This window comes from Thermomonas sp., assembly GCF_025993755.1.
In the GTDB taxonomy this organism is placed as follows: Bacteria; Pseudomonadota; Gammaproteobacteria; order Xanthomonadales; family Xanthomonadaceae; genus Thermomonas.
In genome coordinates, this window is the sequence record NZ_JAMQHN010000049.1 from 1 (window position 1) to 17321 (window position 17321).

At 67.5% G+C, this 17321-nt stretch carries 11 protein-coding genes, 1 tRNA gene and 1 pseudogene; 11 read left to right on the forward strand and 2 right to left on the reverse strand.

Translation table 11 applies throughout. The features are described 5' to 3' along the window. From Q0X16_RS03610 to lysS, 9 genes are all read left to right on the forward strand, one after another. A partial coding sequence (locus Q0X16_RS03610) for a hypothetical protein (protein ID WP_297830727.1) occupies window positions 1-343 on the forward strand: 343 nt, incomplete at its 5' end. Window positions 344-416: 73 nt separating this feature from the next. Then, window positions 417-493, forward strand: a tRNA-Met gene (locus Q0X16_RS03615). Between the two features lie 14 nt (window positions 494-507). After that, window positions 508-1314 (forward strand): ribosome maturation factor RimP, encoded by an 807-nt coding sequence (gene rimP / locus Q0X16_RS03620; protein WP_297830729.1) that lies wholly within the window; start codon window positions 508-510, stop codon window positions 1312-1314. Further along, complete coding sequence (gene nusA / locus Q0X16_RS03625; RefSeq protein WP_297830731.1) at window positions 1311-2798, forward strand: transcription termination factor NusA; 1488 nt, start codon at window positions 1311-1313, stop codon at window positions 2796-2798. Before rimP ends, nusA begins: the two co-directional genes overlap by 4 nt. Before the next feature lie 110 nt (window positions 2799-2908). Next, window positions 2909-5524 (forward strand): translation initiation factor IF-2, encoded by a 2616-nt coding sequence (infB, locus tag Q0X16_RS03630; RefSeq protein WP_297830733.1) that lies wholly within the window; start codon window positions 2909-2911, stop codon window positions 5522-5524. 75 nt (window positions 5525-5599) lie between these two features. Next, the gene (gene rbfA / locus Q0X16_RS03635) at window positions 5600-5938 is read left to right on the forward strand and encodes a 30S ribosome-binding factor RbfA (RefSeq protein WP_297830734.1); all 339 of its coding nucleotides are present in this window, start codon (window positions 5600-5602) and stop codon (window positions 5936-5938) included. 58 nt (window positions 5939-5996) lie between these two features. Beyond that, on the forward strand, window positions 5997-6953 hold the full coding sequence (gene truB / locus Q0X16_RS03640) for a tRNA pseudouridine(55) synthase TruB (RefSeq protein WP_297830736.1): 957 nt from the start codon (window positions 5997-5999) through the stop codon (window positions 6951-6953). Window positions 6954-7018: 65 nt separating this feature from the next. Next, a protein-coding gene (gene prfB, locus Q0X16_RS03645) for a peptide chain release factor 2 (RefSeq protein ID WP_297830738.1) occupies window positions 7019-8147 on the forward strand; the annotation gives its coding sequence in 2 pieces (ribosomal slippage) (window positions 7019-7093 and window positions 7095-8147; 1128 coding nt in all). Between the two features lie 81 nt (window positions 8148-8228). Beyond that, on the forward strand, window positions 8229-9734 hold the full coding sequence (lysS, locus tag Q0X16_RS03650) for a lysine--tRNA ligase (protein ID WP_297830740.1): 1506 nt from the start codon (window positions 8229-8231) through the stop codon (window positions 9732-9734). Window positions 9735-9771: 37 nt separating this feature from the next. On the opposite strand, the gene Q0X16_RS03655 is transcribed toward lysS, so the two are convergent. Further along, window positions 9772-11769 carry a M13 family metallopeptidase gene (locus Q0X16_RS03655; protein WP_297830743.1) on the reverse strand — a complete coding sequence of 666 codons (1998 nt, stop codon included), beginning with the start codon at window positions 11767-11769 and terminating at the stop codon, window positions 9772-9774. A gap of 74 nt (window positions 11770-11843) precedes the next feature. Beyond that, window positions 11844-13607: an oligopeptide:H+ symporter gene (locus tag Q0X16_RS03660; RefSeq protein WP_297830745.1), complete on the reverse strand. Its 1764-nt coding sequence runs from the start codon at window positions 13605-13607 to the stop codon at window positions 11844-11846. Between the two features lie 295 nt (window positions 13608-13902). Here Q0X16_RS03660 and Q0X16_RS03665 point away from each other — a divergent pair. Beyond that, window positions 13903-15873 (forward strand): annotated as a pseudogene (locus tag Q0X16_RS03665) (oligopeptide transporter, OPT family). Between the two features lie 58 nt (window positions 15874-15931). Then, the coding region (locus tag Q0X16_RS03670; RefSeq protein WP_297830747.1) for a S9 family peptidase at window positions 15932-17321 on the forward strand (1390 nt) is incomplete at its 3' end.

Below are 17321 nucleotides of genomic sequence, written 5' to 3' on the forward strand. Positions count from 1 at the left end.
GCTGGCCGCCCGCGACGCGTATAGCTCCCCCATTGCGCCGCGCAGCCTCAACCCCCTGCACGGCGATTTCGCCAATTTCCCGCTCTACTCGTCGTTGGTTGCGGGTGGCCGGCACCAAAAGTCGGGTGCCTGGGATTTTGTCGCCGGCTTGGCCTGTTGGCCCTACGTGAATTCCGCGATCTTCGGCGCCAAGCCCCAGAAGGCGTCCGCCAACGTCGTCCATTCCGTCTACGAGTGGGCCACAGCTGGGCCACAGGTGGGCCATAAGCAGATTTTTCGGCAGTCCGCATCGGACATGGACACGTTGATATGTGCTTCGCGTGCTTGCTGTGGATCGGAATAAATTCCGGAATTCAATGACATATGGTTGCATTGTTGCAATGAGTCGGCTTCTTCCATACAATGCCCGGCTCCGGTGCGGGGTGGAGCAGTCTGGCAGCTCGTCGGGCTCATAACCCGAAGGTCGCAGGTTCAAATCCTGCCCCCGCTACCAAGTTTCAATGTTGGATGTTCAACATCGGACTCGGGCTCGCGAAGGCCTCATCCAGACCTTCGCATCCAGCGTCATCGGAAAAGGGCCCATCGGGTCCTTTTTTGTTTTCCGGAGCGGTGCCGCAGCCGCTTCTGCAAGCGTACCAAGGCTGTATTGACCCAGACCGGACGGATTGCGTCGTGACCGACAAGGCCAATGAAATCTCCGCGCTGCTTGCGCCCACGGTGGCGGCCCTCGGGCTGGACCTGCTGGGTGCGGAGTACTTGACCGCGCCGGGCGGGGCGGTGCTGCGCCTGTACATCGACGTGCCTGAAGCCGAGGGGGCGTCGCGTTCGGTCGGGATCGACGAGTGCGAGGCGGTCAGCCGTGAGGTGTCGGCGCAATTGGATGTCGAAGATCCGATCAGCGGCAACTACACGCTGGAAGTGTCTTCGCCGGGGCTGGATCGGCCGCTGTTTGCGGCCAGGCAGTTCGCGCGTTTCGCCGGGCAGGTGGCCAAGGTGGCACTGAAGCTGCCGCAGGAAGGTCGCCGTCGACTGCAGGGGGCGATCCTGCAGGTGGAGGGCGATCGCGTGGTGTTCGACGTCGACGGCGCGCAGTTCGCGGTCGAGGTGTCGAACATCAAGAAGGCCAGGCTCGTTCCCGACTGGGCGGCGCTGGGCCTGGCGCCGGCGCAGGACAAGTCCGGGCGCGATGCGCGGCCGGGCAAGCAGCGGTCGAACAGGAAAAAAGAGGGCGCGGGCAAGGCGCCTGCGGCGAAAAGGAATCCAACCAACAACCCGGCGGCTAAAGGTCGCTTGACGCGGAGTAAGCGGGCATGAGCAAGGAACTGTTGATGGTCATCGATGCGGTGGCGGCCGAAAAGGGCGTGCCGGAAGCGGTGATCCTCGAGGCGATGGAGGCGGCGCTGGCCTCGGCGGCCAAGAAGCGTTACGCCGAGCAAGACGTGCTGATCCGCGTCCAGATCGATCCCAAGGACGGCAGCTACGAGACCTTTCGCCGCTGGGAAGTGGTGGCCGATGACGTGGTGATGGAATCGCCCGACCGCCAGCTGCGGCTGATGGATGCGGTCGAGGAAAGCGACGACGTCGATGTCGGTGATTACATCGAAGAGCAGATCGAAAACCCGGAATTCGGTCGCATCGCCGCGCAGGCCGCCAAGCAGGTGATCGTGCAGCGCGTGCGCGAGGCCGAGCGCGCGCAGGTCGTGGATGCGTGGAAAGATCGCGTCGGCGAGCTGGTCACCGGCGTGGTCAAGCGCGTCGAGCGCGGCAACGTCTACGTGGACCTGGGCGGCAACGCCGAGGCGATCATTCCCAAGGACAAGGGCATCCCGCGCGACGTGCTGCGCACCGGCGACCGCGTGCGCGGCTACCTGTTCGACGTTCGCAGCGAGCCGCGCGGGCCGCAGCTGTTCATCAGCCGCGCCGCGCCCGAGTTCATGATGGAGCTGTTCAAGCTGGAAGTGCCGGAGGTCGGCCAGGGGCTGGTGTCGATCAAGGGCTGCGCGCGCGACCCCGGCGACCGCGCCAAGATCGCGGTCCTGGCGCACGACAACCGCACCGACCCGATCGGCGCCTGCATCGGCATGCGCGGCTCGCGCGTGCAGGCCGTCACCAACGAGCTCAACGGCGAGCGCGTGGACATCATCCTGTGGAGCGACAATCCGGCGCAGTTCGTCATCAACGCGATGGCGCCGGCAGAGGTGCAGTCGATCGTGGTCGATGAGGACAAGCACTCGATGGACCTGGCCGTGGCCGAGGAAAACCTCGCCAAGGCGATCGGCCGCGGTGGCCAGAACGTGCGCCTGGCCAGCCGCCTGACCGGCTGGCAGCTCAACGTGATGACCGCCGACCAGGTGCGCGAAAAATCCGAGGCCGAGCAGGCCGTGGCCAAGGCGTTGTTCATGGAGAAGCTCGAAGTCGACGAGGAGATCGCGAACATCCTGGTGGCCGAGGGCTTCAACACGGTCGAGGAAGTCGCTTACATCCCGGTCGGCGAACTGCTGGCGGTCGAGGATTTCGACGAGGACATCGTCGAGGAGCTGCGCTCGCGCGCCCGCGATGCGCTGCTGCACGATGCGCTGGCGGTGGAGGAAGGGCTGGAGGAAAACCAGCCGGCCCAGGATCTGCTCGACCTGCCCGGCATGGACGAGACCACGGCCTACGCGCTGGCCGAGCGCGGCGTGCGCACGCGCGAAGACCTCGCCGAGCTGGCGACCGACGAAATCGCCGATGTCGAAGGCATGGACGAGGAGCGCGCCGCGGCGCTGATCATGGAGGCGCGCCGGCACTGGTTCGAGTAAGCGCAGCGCGCCGCCATCGGCGGCGCGGGGCCTGAATCATCAGGAACGCGATAAAATCGCCCTTTCATGCCGACCGGTTCGCCGGTTCAGGCAAACATCCCGGAAACCGAATGTCGCAGCAAACCACCATCCGCAAGTTGGCCGAACTGGTGAATACGCCGGTCGATAAATTGCTGGAGCAGCTGGCCGAGGCCGGCATGCCGTTCAGCGATCCCGACCAGGCCATCACCAGCGCCGAGAAGCTCAAGCTTCACGGTTTCCTGCGGCGCGCGCACGGCAAGGCCGAACGGCCGGTCGAGGAGGCGGCAACGCCCGGCAAGATCACCCTCAACCGCAGCCGCAAGCAGGAAATCACCATCACCGGCGGCGCCAAGGGCAGCCGCAGCGCGAGCACGGTCGAGGTCGTCACCCGCAAGAAGATCACCCTGCGCACCGGCGCCAAGGGCGGGGAAGCTGCGGCGCCGGTCGATCCAGCGCTGGATCCGGAGCGCGCCGAGGCGCTGCGCAAGCTGGAAGAATCGCGTGCGCGCAATCTGGCAGAACAGGAAGCGCTGGCGGAACGCGATCGCCAACGTGCCGAGGAACTGGCCGAGATTCATCGGATGGAGCGCGAAGCGGCCGAACGCGCGGCGGCCGAAGCCGCTGCGGCGGCTATGGAAGCCGACGCCGGCGTTGGTCGCGAAGAGGCAGGCAAGGCCACCAAGCACCACGGCCACGCCAAGCCGGCGGCGTCGCCGCGCGCCAGCGACAAGGCCGCCCCGGCCAAGGGCAAGGCACATCGCGGGTCGCATGCGATGGTTTCCGGCGTCGAGGACGACGAAAACGCGGCTCGGTTCGCCGGCAAGCTGCACCTGTCGACCGGCGACCGGGCGCGCCGCACCAGCGTGCGCACCAAGAGTCGTCTGCAGAAGCGCGGCCCCGATCCCTCGCGCACCGGCACCGGCTTCAACAAGCCGACCGCGCCGGTGGTGCGCGAGGTCGCCATCGGCGAGGCGATCACTGTTGCCGATCTTGCCCAGAAGCTGGCGATGAAGGGCGGCGACGTCGTCAAGACGCTCTTCAAGATGGGCGTGATGGCGACCATCACCCAGACCATCGACCACGACACCGCGGTGCTGGTGACCGAAGAACTCGGCCACAAGGCGGTGGCGGCCGTGGCCGACGACGCCGAATCCGAGCTGCTGGCGCGCGTCGAGGGCGACCAGCGCGAGCTGGCGCCGCGGCCGCCGGTGGTGACGATCATGGGCCACGTCGATCACGGCAAGACCTCGCTGCTCGATTACATCCGACGCACCAAGGTCGCGACCGGCGAAGCCGGCGGCATCACCCAGCACATCGGCGCGTATCACGTGCAGACCTCCAAGGGCGTGATCAGCTTCCTCGACACCCCCGGCCACGCGGCCTTCACCCAGATGCGCCAGCGCGGCGCCCGCCTGACCGACGTGGTGGTGCTGGTGGTGGCCGCCGACGACGGCGTGATGCCGCAGACGATCGAGGCGATCCACCACGCCAAGGCCGGCAACGTGCCGTTGATCGTGGCGATCAACAAGATCGACAAGTCCGACGCCGATCCGTCGCGGGTCAAGAACGACCTGCTCGCGCACGAGGTCGTGGCCGAGGAATTCGGCGGCGACACCCAGATGGTCGAGCTGTCGGCCAAGACCGGGCAGGGCGTCGACGACCTGCTCGACGCCATCATCCTGCAGTCGGAAGTGCTCGACCTGCAGGCGGCGCCGGACGGCCGCGCATCGGGCGTGGTGATCGAATCCTCGCTCGACAAGGGTCGCGGCCCGGTGGCCACGGTGCTGGTCCAGCAGGGACAGCTGTCCAAGGGCGATTACCTTGTCTGCGGCATCCAGTACGGCCGCGTGCGCGCGCTGTTCGACGAAACCGGAAAACAGGTGCCGCATGCCGGCCCGTCGATCCCGGTGCAGGTGCTCGGCCTGTCCGGCGTGCCGGATGCGGGCGACGATTTCGTGGTGGTCGCCGACGAGCGTCTGGCCAAGGATGTGGCCCAGCAGCGCGAAACCAGGCGCCGCGAACTGCGTCTGGTGGCGTCCGCGGGCAACCGCATGGAAGACATCATGGCACAGATGGGCGAAGGCGCCGCGCAGCAGACCTTGAACCTGGTGGTCAAGGCCGACGTGCACGGCACCATGCAGGCCCTGCGCGAAGCGCTGGAAGGGCTGTCCAACGAGCAGATCAAGATCAACGTGATCGGATCCGGCGTGGGCGGCATCACCGAGTCCGACGCCCAGCTGGCCGTCACCTCGAAGGCCACCGTCATCGGCTTCAACGTGCGCGCCGATGCCACCGCGCGCAGAACCATCGAGGCCAACGGCGTCGACCTGCGCTACTTCTCGATCATCTACGACGTGATCGACCAGGTGAAGCAGGTCGCCTCGAACGTGCTGGGCAAGGAAGTGCGCGAGGAAATCATCGGCACCGCCGAGGTGCGCGACGTGTTCCGCAGTTCCAAGTTCGGCGCCGTGGCCGGCTGCATGGTGACGGAGGGCGTGGTCAAGAAGTCCAAGCCGATCCGCGTGCTGCGCGACAACACGGTCGTCTTCGAGGGCGAACTGGAATCGCTGCGGCGCTTCAAGGACGCGGTTGACGAGGTGCGCGTCAACACCGAATGCGGCATCGGCGTGAAGGCCTACAACGACGTCCAGCCGGGCGACGTGATCGAGTGCTTCGAACGCGTCGAGGTGCAAAGGACGCTGTAAGTCGCGCATCCGATGCCGGGTGTCGGAATCGCCAAGGCGATTCCGCTCCCGGTTTCCGATCCCCGGTCCCCTCCCATGGCCAAATCATTCAACCGAACCGACCGCGTTTCCGCCTTGCTCCGACGCGAGCTGGGGGCGCTTGTGCACGAGGTCGTGCGCGAACATGGGCTGGATTCCTCCAGCGTGTCCGACGTCGAGGTGACGCGCGACATGGCCCATGCCAAGGTGTTCGTCACCGTGCTGATGCCCGAGCGCGCGACCGAAACGGTGAAGGCGCTCAACGCGCTGGCGCCGGAAATCCGGCACCAGCTGGCGCGTGCGGTGCGGATGCGCCACGTGCCGGAGCTGCGCTTCCACTACGACAGTTCGGTCGAACGCGGCGAGCGCATCGACCGGTTGCTGCGCGACGGTTGACACCACGACGGCAAGGCGGCGCTTGCCGGTCGCGGCGCTCCCTCCTACAGTCGCTTCCATGACGTCAGCGCGCATCGCCTTTCGCAAACTCGACGGCATCCTGCTGCTGGACAAGCCGCAGGGGCTGTCGTCGAACCAGGCCCTGCAGCGCGCCCGGCGCCTGTTCCGGGCGGAGAAGGGTGGCCATACCGGCAGCCTCGATCCGCTGGCCACCGGCCTGCTGCCGGTCTGCTTCGGCGAAGCGACCAAGATTGCCGGCGGCCTGCTGGGCGCGCGCAAGGCCTACGAGGCGGTGGCGCGGCTGGGCATCACCACCGACAGCGATGACGCCGATGGCCAGGTGCTGCGCGAACGTCCGGTGCCCGCGCTGTCCGTGGACCGGATCGACGCCGCGCTGGGGAAGCTGACCGGGCGCATCTCCCAGAAGCCGCCGATCTACTCGGCGCTCAAGCGCGGCGGTGAGCCGCTGTACGCACGGGCACGCCGCGGCGAAGTCATCGAGGTCGAGGCGCGCGAAGTCGATGTGCACGCCTTCGATCTGCTCAATGCGGCCGACCTGCTCGACGCCGGCACGCCGCAGCTGCGCCTGCACGTGGAATGCGGCTCGGGAACCTACGTGCGCAGCCTCGTGCGCGATCTCGGCGAACTGCTCGGCTGCGGCGCCCACGTTGCCGCGTTGCGGCGGCTGTGGGTGGATCCGTTCCGCGAGCCGCGGATGTGGACGCTGGAAGAACTCGAACTGCTGCTGGAACAGGCCGGCGAGCGCGTGCTCGACGCCTGCCTGCTGCCGGTGGAGGCGGGAATGGCGTCCTGGCCGTGCGTGCGGGTCAACGCGGCGCAGGCGCAGCGGCTGGCGCACGGGCAGGGCCTGCACGGCCCCTACCAGCCGCGCGAGAGGCAAGTGGCCCTGCTCGACGAGCGCGGCCGCGGTCTCGGCCTGGGCGAGGTCAATGCCGATGGCGCGCTGCGCCCGAGCCGACTGTTCACCTGGGCGGTCGGCGCGCCGACCGCCTGAAGCGCGGCCAGGCCCACCGGGGCGGCCTGCTAAACTAGCGGATTGTCATCACGCGCGGTTTCCCCATGCTGGAACTCAATCCCATCCGAGCACGCATCGCCGACCTGACCGGACGGCTGGATGCGCTCCGGGGGTATCTTTGACTACGATTCCAAGCGCGAGCGGCTCGAAGAAGTCGAGCGCGAACTGGAGCATCCCGATGTCTGGAACGACCCTTCCCGCGCGCAGGCGCTGGGCCGCGAGCGTGCGCTGCTCGACAAGGTCGTCAACGGCATCCGCGAGCTGACGGACGGCCTGGCCGGATCGGACGAGCTGCTCGACCTGGCGGAAATGGAGAACGATGAGGACACCGCGCGGTCGGTGGAAACCGACGTCGACCGCTTCCAGAAGGGCGTCGAGCAGATCGAATTCCAGCGCATGTTCTCGGGCAAGATGGACGGCGCCAACGCCTTCGTCGACATCCAGGCCGGCGCCGGCGGCACCGAGGCGCAGGACTGGGCCGAGATGCTGCTGCGCATGTACCTGCGCTGGGCGGAGTCGCGCGGCTGGAAGACCGAACTGCTGGAAGCCTCCGGCGGCGACGTGGCGGGGATCAAGTCGGCCAGCTTCCGGGTCGAGGGCGAGTACGCCTACGGCTGGCTGAAGACCGAGATCGGCGTGCACCGGCTGGTGCGCAAGTCGCCGTTCGATTCCGACAACCGCCGCCACACCAGCTTCACCTCGGTGTTCGTGTCGCCGGAAGTCGACGACGACATCGACATCGAGATCAATCCGGCCGATCTGAAGACCGACGTCTATCGCAGCTCCGGCGCCGGCGGACAGCACGTCAACAAGACCGAATCCGCGGTGCGCATCCACCACGTGCCGAGCGGCGTGGTGGTGGCCTGCCAGACCGAGCGCAGCCAGCACGCCAACCGCGATCGCGCGATGAAGATGCTCAAGGCCAAGCTCTACGAACTGGAAATCCAGAAACGCAACGCCGAGCGCGACGCGGTGGAAGCCACCAAGTCCGACATCGGCTGGGGCAGCCAGATCCGCAACTACGTGCTGGACCAGAGCCGGATCAAGGACCTGCGCACCGGCATCGAGCGCAGCGACACCCAGAAGGTGCTCGACGGCGATCTCGACGAGTTCGTCGAGGCCAGCCTGAAAGCCGGGTTGGAGGCGGGAGCCAAGCGCAATGATGCCGCGTGATGCCATGTGCGGGCGCACCGTGGGCGCGACACGAAAGACGAATATCGCGCCCGTGAGGCGCTCTTACATACGAACATCTCAATGACCGACAACAGCCAGCCCATCGACGAGAACCGCCTGATCGCCGAGCGCCGCGCCAAGCTGGCCGCGCTGCGCGGGCAGGGTGTCGCGTTCCCCAATGATTTCAAGCGTGTGGACTACGCCGGCGACCTGCAGGCCGACTACGCCGATACCGGACAGTGGACGGGCGAGGCGCTGGAAGCCAGCGGCCGCCGCGTCGCCATCGCCGGGCGGATCCTCGCCAAGCGCGTCATGGGCAAGGCGGCGTTCGCCACCCTCCAGGACATGAGCGGGCGCATCCAGCTGTTCCTGCAGGCCGCCACGCTGGGCGAGACCTACGAAGCGTTCAAGGGTTGGGATATCGGCGACATCGTGGCCGCCGAAGGCGGCCTGATGCGCACCCGGACCGGCGAGCTGTCGGTGCGCGCCGAATCGCTGCGCCTGCTGGTGAAGTCGCTGCGCCCGTTGCCGGACAAGTTCCACGGTCTGGCCGACGTGGAGCAGCGCTACCGCCAGCGCTATGTCGATCTGATCGTCACGCCGGAGGCGCGCGAGGTGTTCGTGGCGCGTTCGCGCATCCTTGGCGGCATTCGCCGCTGGCTCGACGAGCGGCGCTTCCTCGAGGTGGAAACGCCGATGATGCACTACATCGCCGGCGGCGCCACGGCGCGCCCGTTCGTCACCCACCACAACGCGCTGGACATCGACCTGTTCCTGCGCGTCGCGCCGGAGCTCTACCTCAAGCGTCTTGTCGTCGGCGGGCTGGAGCGCGTGTACGAAATCAACCGCAGCTTCCGCAACGAGGGCGTGAGCACGCGCCACAATCCGGAGTTCACCATGCTGGAGCTGTACGAGGCCTACGCCACGTACACCGAAGTGATGGACCTGACCGAAGCGCTGATGCGCGATGTCGCCTTGGAGGCGATGGGGGCCACCCGCTTCGAATGGGACGGCAACGCGATCGACCTGGCGCCGGCGTTTCGTCGCTGGAGGCTGGAAGAGGCCGTGCGCGAGCTGAATCCGGAAATCTCCGTGGCCGACTGCCGCGATCGCGAGGCGCTGGCCAGACACTGCGTGCGTCTGGGCATTTACGTCAAGCCCGCTTACGGCTGGGGAAAATTGCTGCTGGAAATCTTCGAGAAGACCGTCGAAGGCGGCCTGATCCAGCCTACCTTCATCACCCACTATCCGGTGGAAGTCAGCCCGCTGGCGCGCGAATCCGATAGTGAGCCGGGCATCACCGACCGCTTCGAACTGTTCATCGGCGGCAGGGAACTGGCCAACGGGTTTTCCGAATTGAACGATCCGGAAGATCAGGCCGCACGCTTCAGGGCGCAGGTCGAAGCCAAGGATGCGGGCGACGACGAGGCCATGCACTTCGACGCCGACTACATCCGCGCGTTGGAAACGGGGCTGGCCCCGACCGGCGGCCTGGGCATTGGCATCGACCGCTTCGTGATGCTGCTGACCGGATCGAATTCGATCCGCGACGTGCTGCTGTTCCCGTACATGCGGCCGGAAATCTAGGCGAAAGGCCGGGTCGCGCCCACGGCGCGGCAGTGCCTCATTCGAAAATCCGCAGCGGACTGTCGGCGTGCATCGGCGTGCCGGCCGGGCACCCCCACGCGGTGGCGAAGCCCTGGGATTGCATCAGCGGCACGTTGGCGCGCCATTCGCCCGGCGCGCGCACGTCCTGCTGGGCGCGGATCTGCGCCTCGTTGCGGGTGACGCGCTGGGCCCAGATCTGGGCCCAGCCGGTGAAGAAGGCCTTGCGCGTCGTCGCGGTGGCGTTGGGCTGCGCGGCGTTGAGCGCGGCGAACGCGAGTTCGACGCCGGCCAGGTCGGCGAGGTTTTCGCTGCGGGTGAGCTGGCCGTTGACCTTCACGCCCGACAGTCCGGGGTAGGCGAGGCCGCCGTACAGCGACGCAACTCTGGCGCTGAGCGCGTCCCATGCGCTCACGTCGCTGGCGCTCCACCAGTCGCGCACGTTGCCGTCGGCATCGACGTGGTGGCCGCGGTCGTCGATGGCGTGGCTGAGCTCGTGGCCGACCAGCGCGCCGAAGGCGCCGTAGCGGTTGCCTTCCGGCATGGCCGGGTCGAGCACCGGCATCTGCAGCATCGCGGCGGTGACGATCAGGCGGTTCTGGGCGAGGTCGTAGGCCAGCGCCGGCTGCTGCGGCAGCACGTCCCAGCGGCGGGCCGCGTTCTTCCTGCCGATCCGGCGCATTTCCTGGGCGTGACGCCAGGTCGAGGCGATCAGCATGTTGCTGCCGAAACTGCCGCGGCCCATCGGCTGGATGGTGTAGTCGATGTCGTAGGCGGGGGCGCCGATTTCGATCCGCAGGCGCTCCAGCTTCCTGGTCGCCTCGGCCTTGGCGGCGTCGCTCATGCGGTGGCCGCCGGCGACGGCCTGCTTGAGCGCGTCGCGAACCTGCAGCGCGATCTTCTCGGCCTGGCGGCGGCTGTCGTCGGTCAGGTGGGCGGCGGCGTATTCGCGGCCCAGCATCGGGCCGGCAGCGAGGTTGATGGCGTCGAGCACCTGCTGCCAGCGCGGCGCCGGCGCGGTCTGGCCGTGCAGCACCTTGCCGCGGAAATCGAACGTCGCGCTGCGCCAGGGCTGCGACAGGTACGGCGCCATCGCGTCGCCGACCCGGAAGCGCAGGTAAGCCTGCCACTGGGCGGGGCGCTGCGAGGCGACCAGCTTGTCGATCTGGTCGAACATCGCCGGATTGGCCAGCGACACGGTGTCGTCGCTGACGCCCTGCGCCTTGAGGAAGGCATCGAGCTGCAGGTTGCGGTACTGCTTGCCGAGTCCGGAGGTTGGCACCGGCGCGAAGTTGTTGCGCGGATCGCGCAGTTCCGACAGCGGCCGGGCGGCCTGCGCGATCCTGCGCTCCAGGTCGAGCACCAGCGCGGTCTGGTTTTCGATGTCCGCCTTCGGCACGCCGGTCAGGGCAAGGATCTTGCGGACGTAGTCGGCGTAGCGCGCGACCAGCGCCTGGGTGTCGGCGTCGGTGCGGGTGTAATAGGCGGGATCCGGCAGGCCGATGCCGCCCTGGCTGAAGTAGCCCAAGTGCCGGCCGAGGTCGCGCAGGTCCACGTCGGCGCCGAACTGGAACGCCACCGGAATGCCGACCTGGTGCAGCGCCGCAATCGCGGGCGCGATGTCCTTGCTGGACTTGATGCCGTTGATGCGGCCCAGCAGCGGCGCCAGCGGCTTGGCGCCGTCGGCTTCCACCGCCGCCTCGTCGAGGCCGCTGGCCCAGAAATCGCCGAGCAGTCTCTGCACGTCGTTCTGTGGCGAGCGCATCGACGCGTCGAGCAATTCACGCTGCTGCCGCTGCGCTTGCGCGGCCAGGTCGCCCAGTGCGGAGCTGGCGCCTTCCGCCGGCATCGGGTTGGCGGCCAGCCAGCCCTTGTTGGCTTCGGCGTAGAAGTCGTTGCAGGCGGCCGCAGGCTTTCTGGCGGGTGCCGGTCGTTTGGCCGCCTGGGCGCCGGGCGCGGCCAGCGATGCGGCGAGGGTGACGGCAAGGGCGAGGGCAAGCGGACGCGGTGTCGGCATGTGATGGGCTCGTTGCGATCAAAGATCCGAGTGTATCAGCGCAACGCGCTCCGATTGCCCCCGCAGGTTCAGCTTCACTTCACGCCGTGCATCATGCGCTTGAGCAACGGAGCGATGAGAAAGGCGAGCACGGCGCAACCCAGGCCGATCCACATCAGCAGCCAGAACAGGTGCTCGTACCTGGCCGCGGCGGCCACGAGATCCATGGTCTCGCCCTCCGGCACGTCGATCGCCGCCAGTTTGCCGAACAGCGCCGCCAGCGTTTCCGAGAACGCCGTGGCGAGGAACCAGGTCCCCATCATCATGCTGACCACCCGCGGTACCGCGAGCTGGGTGACGGCCGACAGCCCGACCGGCGACAGGCACATCTCGCCGATTTCCAGGATCAGGTAGGCCAGCACCAGCCACCACACGCTGGCCATGACGCCGGTGGCGCCGACCTGCTGCGCGGCCAGCGCCAGCGGAATGAAGGACAGTCCGCCGAAGACCAGCCCGAATGCGGTCTTGGTTGGTTTGGACGGATCCATGCCGCGCTTGTCCAGCCAGCCCCACAGCGCGGTGAACAACGGCGCAAGCGCGACCAGGAAGAATGCGCCGAGGTAGGTCAGCGAGCCGGCGGTCTGCGGCAGCGCCACGCAGTCGCGGATCAGCAGGACGAGAATAATTGCGCTGGCGAGGAGGAACAGCGTGCGCGGGGCGTTCGAATCGGGGTCGCGATCGGACATCTTCGCGGCCAGGAAGAACGCCAGCGGCGCCAGCAGCAACGACACCGCCGACCAGGGCCAAGGCGTGCCGTGGCGCACCACCATCGACGGCACGATGTCCTTGGTCAACAGACGATCGGTGAAAGTCACCCACGAGCCGTAGGTCTGCTCGTACAGGGTGAAGAACACCAGCGCCATGAAGATCAGCGCCATCATCGCGATCATCTGGTGGCGTTGCACCGGCGTGCAGCGCGCGCCCACGAACCAGCCGAACCAGACCAGCACCGCGCCCATCACCACGATCATCAGCAGCAGCGCCAGCGAGACCTCGCCACCGAGCGCGAACGCGCCGCTGGCGGCCGCCCACATCAGCCACGCCACCGGCAGCACGCCCAGCGTCGCCAGCGCGTAGATCAGCCATTCCCGCGGCAGTCCGGCCACGCGTTCGCGCAGGGTTTCCGGGCGCGACGGTTCGGCGTGGCCGTGCAGGTAGCGCTGGCCCCACAGGAACATCGCCAAGCCAATCACCATCCCGATGCCGGCGGCGCCGAACCCGTATTTCCAGCCCCAGGTTTCGCCGATGTAGCCGCACACCAGCGAGGCGAACAGCGCGCCGAGGTTGATGCCGGCGTAGAACAGCGAAAACCCGGAATCGCGGCGCGGGTCGTTGTCGGCGTAGAGCTTGCCGACGATGGTCGAGATGTTGGGCTTGAGGAACCCCACGCCCATGATGATCAGCGCCAGCGACAGGTACATCGCGTTGAGCGCGCCGGCATCGCGCACCACCTGTCCGTCGCGGAGGTAGGCGTCGTGGCCCTCGACCGCCATGCCCAGGTGCCCCAGCACCAGCAAGATGCCGCCGAAGGTCACCGCCTTGCGCATCCCCAGCCAGCGGTCGGCCAGCAGTCCGCCGAACACCGGGATGCAGTAGACCAGCCCGCCGTAGGCGCCGAGCAGGTCCAGTCCCGACGCGTCGGTGAAGCGATGGTGCTTGATGAGGTAGAGCAACAGCAGCGCCTTCATCCCGTAGAACGAAAAGCGTTCCCACATTTCGGTGAAGAAGCAGACGTAGACGCCCTTGGGGTGGCCGAGGAAATCTTCGCTGGCGGGCAGGCTGCTTGCGGTGTCGGTCACGGGCGGTTCCGAGGGGAAATCGCTGGGAGTATAGGCGGCGTGACGGATTGCGGGCGCGGCAGCGAAAGGACGAGAACGGAAGAGGCGATGCGGCGCCAGGACTCGAACCTGGATCATGACGGGCGAGAGCCCCTCAACCGTTCCCTTGGAAACTACCGCATCGCCTGCAAGACATCCTAAGGCAATGCTGATCTGGTCCACCCTGGTGTTGACCGGCAGTCGCACGTCCGGCACTGGACTTGCCGCCCCGCAACGGCTAGGTTTCGACGATTGCATTCTTGAATGAGGGCGGTCGATGTCGAAACCAGGCGAGGCTGTGCCGCAGCTGACTTTCCGTGCGGTGGTGTTGGCGGTGGTGCTGGCGGTGATCCTGTCTGCCGCGAACGCCTATCTGGGGCTGTTTGCCGGCCTGACCATCGCCACGGCCATTCCCGCCGCCGTCGTGTCGATGGGCGTGCTGCGGCTGCTTGGCGGCGGCACCATCCTCGAGAACAACATCGTCCAGACCGGAGCGTCGGCGGGCTCATCGATCGCGGCGGGGGTGATCTTCACCATTCCAGCGCTGATCATCCTGGGCTACTGGCAGGACTTCAAATACCTGTGGGTGCTGGCGATCGCCGGCCTCGGCGGGCTGCTGGGCGTGCTGTTCTCGGTGCCGTTGCGGCGCTCGATGATCGTCGAGGAGCCGCTGCCGTTCCCCGAGGGCAAGGCGGCGGCGGAGGTGCTCAAGGCGGGCGAGAATCCCGGGCCGGGTCTGAAGATCCTGGCCTTCTCGGCGGCGCTGGGCGGGCTGATCAAGGCCGCCGCGGCCAGCGGCATGCGGCTGATCCCGGATACCGCCGCCGGCGCCGGTTTCTTCGGCAAGTACCTCGGCTACATGGGCACCAACCTGTCGCCGGCCCTGCTGGGCGTGGGCTATATCGTCGGGCTCAACATCGGGATTGTCGTGGTGTCCGGCAGCATCCTGTCCTGGCACATCGCGATCCCGCTGTACCACATGTTCTTCCTCGACAGCGATCCGGCGCTGGCCTCGAGCATCGCCGGCGCGGGCGCGGAGGACATCGCCGGCGCGATCTGGTCGGCCAAGATCCGCTACCTCGGCGTCGGCGCGATGCTGATCGGCGGCGTGTGGACGCTGTTCTCGCTGCGCAAGTCGCTGCTGTCGGGCGTGAAGAGCGGCATCGCGGCCGCGCGCAAGGGCAGTGGCGAGGCGGTCGCGGAGACCGAGCGCGATCTTCCGATGAAGTGGATGCTGGTGGCGTTGCTGGTGTTCGTGCTGCCGCTGCTGGGCCTGTACCAGGCCATCGTCGGCATGTGGCACGTCAGTATCCCGATGGCGATCATCATGATCGTCGCGGGCTTCCTGTTCGTGTCGGTATCTGCCTATCTCGCCGGTCTGGTCGGTTCCTCGAACAATCCGGTGTCCGGAATCACCATCGCCACCATTCTGTTCGCTTCGGCGGTGCTGCTGTTGTTGCTGGGCGAGGCGGGCAAGCAGGCGGTGGGCGTGGGCGGCGCGCCGCTGGGCGCGGTGGCGGCGATCATGATCGGCGCGGTGGTGTGCTGTGCGGCGGCGGTCGGCGGCGACAACCTGCAGGACCTCAAGGCCGGCTATATCGTCGGCGCCACGCCGTGGAAGCAGCAGCTGATGCTCGGCATCGGCGCGTTCTCCTGCGCGCTGATCATGGCGCCGGTGCTCAGCCTGTTGGCGCAGGCCTATGGCATCGGCGCGCCCACCCCGGAGCATCCGAACGCGCTGTCCGCGCCGCAGGCCACGCTGATGGCCTCGGTGGCCAAGGGCATGTTCGGCGGCGAGCTGCCGTGGACGATCATTGCCATTGGCGCCGTGGTCGGCGCGGTCATCATCGCCCTGGACGAATGGCTGAAGGCCGCGGGCAAGACCTTCCGCGTGCCGGTGCTGGCTGCGGCGATCGGCATCTAGCTGCCGCTGGAACTGATGGTGCCGATCTTCCTCGGCGGCCTGCTCGCGTATCTGGTCGAACGCCGCCACGGCATGGTGGGGACGAAGGACGAGGCCGCGCGCGACCGCATCCATCGTCCGGGAACCCTGTTCGCGGCCGGCTTGATTACCGGTGAGGCGCTGATGGGCATCCTGATCGCGATTCCGATCGTGGCCTCCGGCCGTGCCGATGTGATCGCGCTGCCGGAGGTGTTCCAGCAGGGGCGCCTGATCGGGCTGGCGGTGCTGGCCGTGGTCGGCTGGCTGCTGTACCGCACCGGCGCCCGGGCCAACCCGAACGCCTGACGCTGCCACCGTCCCGCCATTGGCGCGGGGCATCTCGTGTTCACGCTGAGGAATTCCCATGAAACTTCATCACGCCATCCTCCCCCTCGCGCTGGCGCTGTCGCTGCCTGCGGTTGCCGGCGCCGCTACGCCGGCGCGTCACGGCCTGAGCCCCGAGGAGATGATCCATCTGGATCGCTATGGCTCGCCGACGCTTTCGCCGGATGGCCGGGTGCTGGTGTTTACCAAGCGCGTGATCGACCGGGCGACCAACAAGGCCAGCACGTCGCTGTGGATGCGCAACCTCGTCACGCGCGACAACGTGCCGCCGCACCGGATCAGCCCGGAGGGCTGGAACGTCAATTCGCCGGCGTTCTCGCCGGACGGGAAGACGCTGTATTTCCTCAGCGGCAAATCCGGCTCCAGCCAGTTGTACGCGATGCCGATCGAGGGCGGCGAGCCACGCCAGCTCAGCAATCTCCCGGTCGACATTGATGGCTTCAAGCTGTCGCCGGACGGCACCCGGGTGGCGCTGGTGCTGGCGGTGTTCCCGGACTGCAAGGCCGACCTTGCCTGCACGAAGAAGAGGCTGGATGCGGCCGAGGCGCGCAAGGCGACCGGCCTGGTCTTCGACCACATGTTCATCCGCCACTGGGATACCTGGGCGGACGGCCGCCTCAACCGCGTGTTCGCGGCGACGCTGGGCGGCGAGGGGATGCTGACCTCGGCGACCCTGCTCAGCGGCGACATCCACGGCGACATCCCGTCCAAGCCCTTCGGCGACCTGTCCGATTTCGCGTGGTCGCCCGACGGCAAGACGGTGGCAATGAGCGTGCGCCAGTCCAACCGCGAAGAGCCGTGGAGCACCAATTTCGACATCTGGCTGGTCAACGCCGACGGCAGCGGCGCGCGCAACATGACCGCCGCCAACAAGGCCTGGGACGCCGGCCCGGTGTTTTCCGCCGACGGCAAGACGCTGTACTACCGCGCGATGAAGCGCCCCGGCTTCGAGGCCGATCGCTTCGCGCTGATGGCGATGGATCTGGCCTCGGGCCAGGCCCGCGAGATCGATCCGGGCTGGGACCGCAGCGCCGACGGCATCACCCTGTCGGCCGACGGCAAGTCGATCTACACCACCGCCGAGGACATGGGCCAGCGTCCGTTGTTCCGCATCGATATCGCTTCCGGCCATGCCGCGCGCATCGTGGCCGATGGCAGCGTCTCCAGCATGCAGCTTGCCGGACCGACGCTGGCCGTCGCGCGCAACTCGATGCGCAGCGGCGATGTTGTCTATGTCACCGACCCCGATGGCAGCGCGCCGCTGCGCCAGATCACCCCGAGCGCGCAGGACATGCTGCCCAGCGTGGCCTGGGGCGAGTACGAGCAGTTCAGTTTCAGCGGCTGGAACAACGAGACCGTCCACGGTTACGTGGTCAAACCGTGGAACTACCAGCCCGGCGGGAAATACC

Coding starts and splice junctions, on each gene's coding strand:
- rimP (WP_297830729.1), top strand. CDS start 508: ATGTTCAACATCGGACTCGGGCTCGCGAAGGCCTCATCCAGACCTTCG.
- nusA (WP_297830731.1), top strand. CDS start 1,311: ATGAGCAAGGAACTGTTGATGGTCATCGATGCGGTGGCGGCCGAAAAG.
- infB (WP_297830733.1), top strand. CDS start 2,909: ATGTCGCAGCAAACCACCATCCGCAAGTTGGCCGAACTGGTGAATACG.
- rbfA (WP_297830734.1), top strand. CDS start 5,600: ATGGCCAAATCATTCAACCGAACCGACCGCGTTTCCGCCTTGCTCCGA.
- truB (WP_297830736.1), top strand. CDS start 5,997: ATGACGTCAGCGCGCATCGCCTTTCGCAAACTCGACGGCATCCTGCTG.
- lysS (WP_297830740.1), top strand. CDS start 8,229: ATGACCGACAACAGCCAGCCCATCGACGAGAACCGCCTGATCGCCGAG.
- Q0X16_RS03655 (WP_297830743.1), bottom strand. CDS start 11,769: ATGCCGACACCGCGTCCGCTTGCCCTCGCCCTTGCCGTCACCCTCGCC.